The sequence below is a fragment of the Streptomyces sp. ID05-39B genome (assembly GCF_033794725.1).
In the GTDB taxonomy this organism is placed as follows: Bacteria; Actinomycetota; Actinomycetes; order Streptomycetales; family Streptomycetaceae; genus Streptomyces; species Streptomyces bobili.
In genome coordinates this window covers 1-1,186 of the sequence record NZ_JARGEF010000512.1, presented here as the reverse complement: position 1 = coordinate 1,186, position 1,186 = coordinate 1, and the positions used below count along the sequence as shown (strand labels likewise).

1 protein-coding gene and 1 pseudogene are annotated in these 1,186 nt (G+C 73.4%); both read right to left on the bottom strand.

Annotated features, from left to right (window positions below):
- Window positions 1-251 (bottom strand): annotated as a pseudogene (locus tag P1P75_RS41590) (TIGR03943 family protein); the annotation flags it as partial.
- Window positions 248-1,186: permease (locus P1P75_RS41585; RefSeq protein ID WP_319265260.1), on the bottom strand; the 939-nt coding region annotated here is incomplete at its 5' end. The pseudogene P1P75_RS41590 and the gene P1P75_RS41585, both read right to left, overlap by 4 nt.

Below are 1,186 nucleotides of genomic sequence, written 5' to 3'. Positions count from 1 at the left end.
GGGGTGGGGGGCGCCGTCGGGTGAAGGGGTGCGGTCGGGTCGCAGGGTGCCGGCCTGGGCTTCTTGGGGATCGTCGCGCGCCATTCGTACAGGGCCGTCGCCAGTGCCGTCGCGATCAGCATCCCGCCCGCCGCCAGGAGCAGGGGTTGCAGACCCGCCTTCACGTAACGCAGGTAGAGCCCGGTCGTGCCCGCGTGCAGCAGGCTCGCGCCGAGGAGGAACAGCACCGCTGACTGGGCCTGGCGGTTCACAGGAGCACCGCCCCGGTCAGGACCGCCCCGCCGATCGCCAGCACGAAGGTGGCGGGCGCGAAGCGGAAGGCGAAGCCGCGGCCGAACGTACCCGCCTGCATCGCGAACAGCTTCAGGTCGATCATCGGGCCGACGACCAGGAACGCCAGCCGGGCCGTCAGCGAGAACTGGGTCAGCGACGCCGCCACGAACGCGTCCGCCTCCGAACAGATCGACAGGACCACCGCCAGCACCGCCAGCGACAGCACCGCCACCACGGGATGGTCGGCCGCCGCGCGCAGCCAGTGCTCCGGGGCCACCGCCTTCAGCGTCGCCGCCGCCATCGCGCCCACCACCAGGAAACCGCCCGCGTGCATCACGTCGTGCCGGGTCGCGTCCCAGAACGCCTCGCCCCTGCTCTGGCCCTCGTGCCGGCCGTGAGCCGGTGGACGCATCCAGTCCGTGCGGCCCAGACGGTGCCACAGCCAGCCCATCGCACACGCCACCAGCAGACTCGCCACGAAACGGGCCAGGACCATCTCCGGGTTGCGCGGGAACGCCACCGCCGTCGCCGTCAGCACGATCGGATTGATCGCCGGGGCGGAGAGCAGGAACGCGAGCGCCGCCGCGGGAGTCACACCTCGGCGCACCAGCGCCCCCGCGACCGGTACCGACGCGCACTCGCAGCCCGGCAGGACCGCGCCCGCCAGCCCGGCCACCGGGACCGCCAGCGCGGGGCGGCGGGGCAGGGCGCGGGCGAAGAAGGACGGGGGGACGTACACGGCGATCGCCGCCGACAGCAGGACGCCCAGGACGAGGAAGGGCAGCGCCTGGACCATCACCGCCACGAACACCGTCGTCCACGTCTGCATCACCGGGGCGGCGAGGGCCCGGCGCAACGGGGACTGCAGCAGCACCATGAGGAGCAGGAGGAGGGTGAGTGCCAGGGGGGAGGT